Below are 7383 nucleotides of genomic sequence, written 5' to 3' on the forward strand. Positions count from 1 at the left end.
GAAAGTCCGGAAATTTCCGGGCTTTTTTTTATGTATTTTTTGCTGTCATTTCAGCCATTGTTTCACACAACAGAAACGCTAAGCTTAATCATGACCCAGTGCCGTGCGCATATTTGAATTTGTGCCATACCTGCCTGCACCGTGTCGAGCAGATAACAACAACCACTTAAGACATGACTATAAAACCGAATCGTCTTGAGCAATCAATAACACCATCAAAGGACATGATGATGAACTGGATCTCCAAAACCTTCTGTGCAGCCCTCGTTATGACTGGTGCCAGTGCAGCAAATGCCAAACAAACCGTCTGTGTGTTCGACTTGGTCGGAAAAAATGGCGATGTATACAACCTAATGAAAGATTACCAACTGGCAGCTAAAAGCTGGGGTGCCGATATTGAACTTCGAGTCGCGCAGAATGAAGCCGTGATTGCAGATGATTTTAAGGCGGGCAAATGTGATGCGGTCAGTATTACCGGCATGCGTGGGCGCCAATTTAACGGGTTTACCGGCTCGCTCGATGCCATTGGGGCAATTACAGATCTGAAGTTGGCAGTTAAAATCATGCAGGGACTCGCCAGCCCGACCTTTGCCAAATACATGGTGAATGGTCAATATGAAGTCGCAGGGGTGATTCCTGTTGGTGATGCGTACTTGCTGGTCAATGACCGTAGTATCAATACCGTTGCCAAAGCTGCAGGCAAAAAAATTGCAGTGCTCGATTATGACGAAGCTCAAAAAATTATGGTGCAGCAAATTGGTGCGCAGGCCGTGAGTGCAGATGTCACCAACTTTGGTGCCAAATTCAACAACCATCAAGTGGATATTATTGGCGCCCCGGCGGCGGCCTTTAAACCACTTGAGCTACACAAGGGGCTTGGCAGCACGGGCGCAATTGTGAATTACCCGATCTTGCAAGTAACCGGAAACATTATTATTCGTAAAGATAAGTTTCCTGATGGCTTTGGCCAAAAATCTCGAGAATGGATAAAAGGGCAGTTACCGCGTGCATTTGGTATTTTGGGCAAGATGAAAGCCGATATTCCACAAAAATACTGGATGGACGTGCCTGCTGCCGACAAACCGGGTTATCAAAAAATGATGCGAGAGGCGCGTATAAATCTTACCAAACGCGGCATTTACGATAAACGCATGATGAAGCTGTTATGGCAATTTCGCTGTAAAGAAGATCGCGCCAACTTTGAATGTGGTTTGCAAGACGAAAACTATAGCTCTTAAGCCCGCATGATCAGGATAGCATCACAGCAAGAATATAGTTTAAACTTCAAAGACAGTCCCCATATTGAATATGTTATACTGTCACATGCTTAAAAGATGATGTCTGAATCTAGTCTGAGGAACACCTGTCATGAATGCTCAAGCTCTTGTTATCACTGATAATGCTGCAAATAAAGTGCGCCAACTCCGCGACAGCGAAGGCAATCAGGATCTCATGTTGCGCGTTTACGTTACCGGTGGAGGATGTTCGGGCTTCTCGTATGGCTTTAATTTTGCCGACAGCCCAAATGAAGACGATGCCGAATTTGTAAATGGCGATGTCAAAATGCTGGTCGACTCGCTAAGTTATCAGTACTTGGTTGGCTCGGTGGTCGACTATATTGAAGGACTAGAAGGGTCACGCTTTATTGTACAAAATCCGAATGCGACTACTACATGTGGTTGCGGATCATCGTTTTCAATTTAAACCCATCCAGATTCAGCATAAAAAAATCCCCAATACGGGGATTTTTTTATGCGATCGGGTTTAACGCTGGGTGATGCTTCCCAGTACACGAAAGCCCTCTGCACCCGTCACTGAGGGTAAGTTCCCCGCTTGCTGATGCATAAAGCGCATGGCCAGCCATGCAAATGCAGTGGCCTCGACCCACGTTGGCGAGAGTCCAAGTACACTGGTGCTTTGTACCGACCAGTGGTGCTTGCGCAAACGCCAGCGCAACTGTTCTAAAAGATGCGAGTTGTATGCTCCACCACCACATACATAGACTTCACCCGTATCTAAATCTGAACGATAAATGGCTTTTTTGATGGCTCGGGTGGTGAGCTTGAGTAAGGTGGCCTGAACATTTTCTGGCGTGTCTTCAAGCTCCTGATATTCAAGTTCGTCATTACGCCAATCGGCCAGTTGATCGTCAAGCCAGTCCAGATTGAAGTCTTCCCGGCCCGTACTTTTGGGTGGCTCTTTTGAGAAAAAGGCATGGGCTTGTAAACGTTCGAGCAGACCGCGAATAGGTTGACCATAAGCAGCCCAATTGCCATTTTCGTCAAATGGATGTCCGGTATAGCGCTCGCACCAGGCATCCATCAAAATATTGGCTGGGCCAGTATCAAAACCATATACCCCATTCGGATTTCCTGCCGGCAATAAGCTGACGTTGGCAATGCCACCTAAATTTAAAATCACCCGATGAATGGTAGGATGCTGAAACACTGCCTGATGAAAAGCTGGAACTAAAGGCGCCCCTTGGCCTCCGGCTGCCATATCACGCCGGCGAAAATCTGAAATCACGGGAATCTGGGTGATCTCAGTAATGATATTCGGATCACCAATCTGTAGGGTAAAGCCATGTTCAGGCCGATGTCGAATGGTTTGCCCGTGTGAGCCAATCGCCTTGATTTGACTCCGATCTAAATGATTTTTTTCAATCAGCGTATTGATACCATGTCCAATCATGGTCGCCAGTGCTACATCGGCTTTACCCATACGATCTATTTCGTTGTCGTCGGGCAGTGTGAGTGCCATCAGTTCATCACGTAACTCTGGATCAAAAGGCAGTGTCAGGGTCGCATGTAGATAAAGGGGATCAAATGAAGCAGCAACAAAATCGACACCGTCCATGCTGGTGCCGGTCATTACCCCAATATAGATCGCTGTCATGAGCAACTTCGCCTGCAATATGCTGAAAAAGTGTTAGTATATCGCACAAATTGAATAACTGATGTGTTTAGGTTTTGTGATGTCAAATTTCTTGCCTGCTGAAGAACAGCTTGCCCTCATTCAACGAGGCACTCATGAAATTATTTCTGAAGAGGATCTGCTCAAGAAACTCAAAGAAAATCGCCCACTGCGAATCAAAGCAGGGTTCGATCCAACTGCACCAGATTTGCATTTGGGTCACACGGTTCTAATCAACAAATTAAAAGCATTTCAAGATCTGGGCCATGAGGTCACGTTCCTGATTGGCGATTATACTGCCATGATTGGCGATCCAACCGGAAAAAGTGCGACGCGTCCGCCACTTACTCGTGAGCAGGTCGAGGCCAATGCCAAAACTTATCAAGAACAGGTCTTTAAAATTCTTGATCCAAACAAAACCAAGGTTCGCTTTAACTCGGAGTGGTTTAACCAGCGTACTGCGGCAGATCTGATTCAACTGGCCAGCCAGCAAACTGTTTCACGCATGCTTGAACGTGACGATTTCACCAAGCGTTACAACAATCATCAACCGATTGCCATTCATGAATTTTTGTATCCTTTGGTACAAGGTTATGACTCTATTGCGCTTGAAGCCGATGTCGAGTTGGGGGGTACCGATCAAACCTTTAACTTACTGATGGGGCGTACTCTGCAAGGACGCTACGGTCAAGAATCGCAAGTGTGTATTACGGTGCCGATTCTAGAAGGTTTGGACGGTGTCAACAAAATGTCTAAATCTCTGGGTAACTATATTGGGGTATTTGATGCACCGGGTGCGATGTATCAAAAAGTCCTTTCTATGCCAGATACCTTAATCGAGCGCTATTTTGAACTACTCAGCTTTAAATCACTTGAAGAGATTCAGGGTTTACTCGATGAAATGGCCAATGGCCGTAACCCGCAAGATTTGAAAAAAATCTTGGCACTCGAGCTGGTGGAGCGCTTCCATGATGCAGATGCTGCTGCCAATGCCCACAAAGGTGCAGGCAATATCATCACAGAAGGTGAAATTCCTGAAGGTACGCCGGAAGTCACGATTTCACGTGGCGAATTCGGTGGAGAAATCTTTATCGCTTCGATTGTGCGTTTAGCTGGGCTCACCAAAAATGCTGCACAGGCAAAAGACGCTGTTTCACGTGGAGCCGTTAAAGTCGATTGGCAAGTGGTTGATGCAAATTTCTCGGTCAAAGAAAATAAAACCTATCTGATTCAGGCAGGTAAAAAGGCCATCGCTCAAGTCACCTTTATCGACTAATTTAATTTAAGCATATACAAAAGCAGATCTTAGGATCTGCTTTTTTTTGTTGATTTTACGGTGCCACGCTATGGATTTAAAAGCTAAAAATAACCCTTCAAGGCACTTCTAAACAGATCAATTTATGCTATAAAAGTGGAAACAGTGACACAAACGCATATTAAAATTAAGCCTGTAAAACTGATCGTGTTTGAGCGATTGTAATTATTTTAAAACGGTTGTAGTTGAATGGTGATTAAAGCTACACAGATCGGCAAAATTAAGTTAATAAAGAAGTCAACAACACCCACAAGATGAAACTGCGTACCAATATATTCTAGCAATTCACCCAACGACGTTTATTCGATATTTTTTAAAATTACACGCTTTTGATTTAGATTGATTAGCTCACAGGAGGCCAAATACCACAAATAAATATATCGCATCGATTGAGCCATCGACATTTTAATCTATACATCTTCATTTTAACTTTGACATGACTTTGATAATTAAAAACCAAGAGGAGCGACCAGCATGGGCTTTGATCAACAACATCTCAACTGGCTTATCACATTCCTATTCAATACCTCTCCAGACTCAATCGAACAGCAAGACTATCATCTCGCGCATTATTATTTAGATAAGCTCGATATAGCAGAAAATTATCAATTATTTAGTATGGTACTTGCACGCTTACCACAGCGCGCGAAACTGTTTTTCTTAGAAGAAAGTTACAAAGGTAAACAGCAGATGATTCGAGAAGTAGTCGACGTACGCTGTCCATTCTAACCCTATATCCAGATCACCAATTACACAGGGGTTCAGATCAGAATGATCTGGGCCTTTTCAACAATATAGCCTTAAGTAAATTATTAAATTCAAATAATCATTATTATTGTGAAGTTAGATTAAAAACATTGTTAAAAAATGGTGTCAGAATTGCATAATAAAAACAGAATCCTGATTCATTACAGGATCATGTCTTCATAACACATTGATTATCGATAAAAGTTAAAACTATGCCCAACTTATCTTCATATGTGCAGTCGATTTCCTATACTGCAAAATCTTTGCTTTCTATTTCGCTTGCCTTCACCATGTGTTTAGGAGTGGTCGGCTGCCGTGATCAGCATTCATCTGATGCGACAACATCAACCACACCCACAGCGCCTAGCACACTTAAAATTTTGCATATCAATGACCATCATTCACATTTAGATGAAGAACAGATGGAACTCAGCATCGACAACGATCAAGGACAAAGTACAACCTATACCGTGAGTCGTGGCGGGTTTGCACGTGTCGCGGCATTGATCAAACAGCTCGAAACAAAAACTGAACCACAACTGAAACTACATGCAGGTGATGCCACCACAGGGGATCTTTATTACACCCTGAGTAAGGGCCAAGCCGATGCGGACTTGATGAATACCGTTTGTTTTGATGCCTTTACCATTGGCAATCATGAGTTTGATGGCAAAGATGAAGGACTGAAAACGTTTATCGATGCGTTGGATCGGGGTCAATGTGCTAAGCCAACAGCCGTTTTGTCTGCAAATGTTCAGTTTGGTCCATCTTCGGTGTTGTACCAAAGCAGTCGTGTACAGAAATCGACTGTAATTGAAACACAGGGGCAAAAAATTGGCCTTGTTGGACTCACCATTGCACAAAAAACCAAGAATGCATCGCAGCCCAATGCCGACACGTTATTTCTAGATGAGCTCAGCAGCGCACAACAGGAAATAGACCGTTTAAGGCAAACGGGTATTAATAAGATTGTTTTACAAAGCCATGTTGGCTTTGAAATGGATAAAGTGCTGGCGACACAGTTACGCGGCGTCGATGTGATCGTAGGAGGAGATTCGCATACCCTATTGGGGCCAAGTGAACTGAGTCGCTATGGCATTACGCCAGAGGCCTCCTATCCAACGCAGCTTCGCAATGGTGATGGTGATCCGGTTTGTATCGTACAGGCGTGGCAATATAGCTATGTGGTTGGGGAGCTGAACGTCAACTTTGATGCGCAGGGGCGGGTTAAATCCTGCCAAGGTACGCCGCATATACTGATTGGCAATGATTTTCAGCCCAAACAGCGTGGTCTTGCTCCACTGACGACACAGCAACAAACGCAACTCGGTGAGACGTTAATGCAGCGTGCTCCAGCCTTTCGTGTGATACAGCCCGATGCGATGGCGCTGTCTATTTTAAAGCCCTATCGCGAAAGGAAAACTCAATTTAGCCAAAGCTTGGTGGCTTATGCCGATGAGATCTTTTGCCTGCGCCGTGTGCCGGGAACACAGCGTGATATCAACCGCTCAGGACTTGGCGATATCTGTAACCAAGATGCGCACGTGAACCAGTATGGGGGTGATATTCAACAACTGGTTGCAGAAGCATTTTTACAGCAAGGTATAAGCTATTTTGCTGCAGACCTGTCTTTATTAAATGGTGGCGGAGTACGAACCGATCTTGATCGAGGCGAAATAAGCGTGGCAAGGGTCTATCAGGTTCTGCCCTATAACAGCACTTTAGTGCAGCTCAATATGCGCGGAAGTGAAATCAAGGCAGCACTAGAAGATGCACTAGATGCAGTTATTCACCTTAACAACACGGGAAGCTATCCATATAGTGCTGGCCTACGCTGGACAGTCGATATGAATCAGAACAAAGGCGAACGTATTGGTAATCTAGAGTTACAAATGCCGTCAGGGCACTATACGCCATTACACATGGAGCAGCGCTATCGTGTAGTTACTTTAGACTTTCTCGCCAATGGTTCAGATTATTACCACACACTGGCTACGATTAAAGGCGAACATCGAATTGATGTGGGGCTTGAATATGCCGATGCATTTTTACAGTATTTAAAACGCAACCATGATGTACGCCCAACCCTAAATAAATTGGCGACAGCGCAATACAGTACACAGCAATTTATAGATCGTCCGCTTTAAATCCAATATTTATCGCTTCGATCCACATATTCAGTATGTGTTCATGCACACATAAACAGCAGCAGATGATTAAAATCGCCTGCTGTTTGTTCAAAAAAGCCGATTTTGTTTTAAAAACAAACGATCATGGCAAATAATTTAAAAAAGGGGTTGTAAAGGAATGGGGATGGTGTAGAATGCACATCCATCGGCGGTGATGCAAATAGAAACTTGTTGAAAAACAGTAACTTGGCTTGATTGGTTAGGTTGTGGGTTTGGAGA

6 protein-coding genes are annotated in these 7383 nt (G+C 44.2%); 5 read left to right on the forward strand and 1 reads right to left on the reverse strand.

The genetic code is table 11. The features are described from left to right. Positions 1-230 precede the first annotated feature (230 nt). Complete coding sequence (locus Aso01_RS15220) at positions 231-1238, forward strand: putative solute-binding protein (RefSeq protein WP_004933523.1); 1008 nt, start codon at positions 231-233, stop codon at positions 1236-1238. 130 nt (positions 1239-1368) lie between these two features. Then, positions 1369-1704, forward strand: coding sequence for an iron-sulfur cluster insertion protein ErpA (erpA, locus tag Aso01_RS15225; protein WP_004933526.1), 336 nt, complete (start codon positions 1369-1371; stop codon positions 1702-1704). Between the two features lie 60 nt (positions 1705-1764). Here erpA and Aso01_RS15230 read toward each other — a convergent pair whose 3' ends face one another. Then, positions 1765-2895, reverse strand: a complete 1131-nt coding sequence (locus tag Aso01_RS15230) for an anhydro-N-acetylmuramic acid kinase (RefSeq protein ID WP_004933530.1) — start codon at positions 2893-2895, stop codon at positions 1765-1767. A gap of 61 nt (positions 2896-2956) precedes the next feature. Between Aso01_RS15230 and tyrS the strand changes: the two genes are divergently transcribed. From tyrS to Aso01_RS15245, 3 genes are all read left to right on the forward strand, one after another. Further along, a complete protein-coding gene (gene tyrS / locus Aso01_RS15235; protein WP_025095821.1) occupies positions 2957-4189 on the forward strand; it encodes a tyrosine--tRNA ligase in 1233 nt (410 codons plus the stop codon). Positions 4190-4702: 513 nt separating this feature from the next. Continuing rightward, the gene (locus tag Aso01_RS15240) at positions 4703-4957 is read left to right on the forward strand and encodes a hypothetical protein (RefSeq protein ID WP_004933535.1); all 255 of its coding nucleotides are present in this window, start codon (positions 4703-4705) and stop codon (positions 4955-4957) included. A 230-nt stretch (positions 4958-5187) separates the two neighbouring features. Further along, complete coding sequence (locus tag Aso01_RS15245) at positions 5188-7122, forward strand: bifunctional metallophosphatase/5'-nucleotidase (RefSeq protein WP_004933538.1); 1935 nt, start codon at positions 5188-5190, stop codon at positions 7120-7122. The last annotated feature ends 261 nt before the right edge of the window (positions 7123-7383 follow it).

This window comes from Acinetobacter soli (genome assembly GCF_000760595.1).
GTDB classification, from domain to species: domain Bacteria; phylum Pseudomonadota; class Gammaproteobacteria; order Pseudomonadales; family Moraxellaceae; genus Acinetobacter; species Acinetobacter soli.

What these genes read in the sequence shown, in the direction of transcription:
- tyrS (WP_025095821.1), top strand. Translation starts at nt 2,957, where the DNA reads ATGTGTTTAGGTTTTGTGATGTCAAATTTCTTGCCTGCTGAAGAACAG.
- Aso01_RS15245 (WP_004933538.1), top strand. Translation starts at nt 5,188, where the DNA reads ATGCCCAACTTATCTTCATATGTGCAGTCGATTTCCTATACTGCAAAA.
- erpA (WP_004933526.1), top strand. Translation starts at nt 1,369, where the DNA reads ATGAATGCTCAAGCTCTTGTTATCACTGATAATGCTGCAAATAAAGTG.
- Aso01_RS15240 (WP_004933535.1), top strand. Translation starts at nt 4,703, where the DNA reads ATGGGCTTTGATCAACAACATCTCAACTGGCTTATCACATTCCTATTC.
- Aso01_RS15220 (WP_004933523.1), top strand. Translation starts at nt 231, where the DNA reads ATGAACTGGATCTCCAAAACCTTCTGTGCAGCCCTCGTTATGACTGGT.
- Aso01_RS15230 (WP_004933530.1), bottom strand. Translation starts at nt 2,895, where the DNA reads ATGACAGCGATCTATATTGGGGTAATGACCGGCACCAGCATGGACGGT.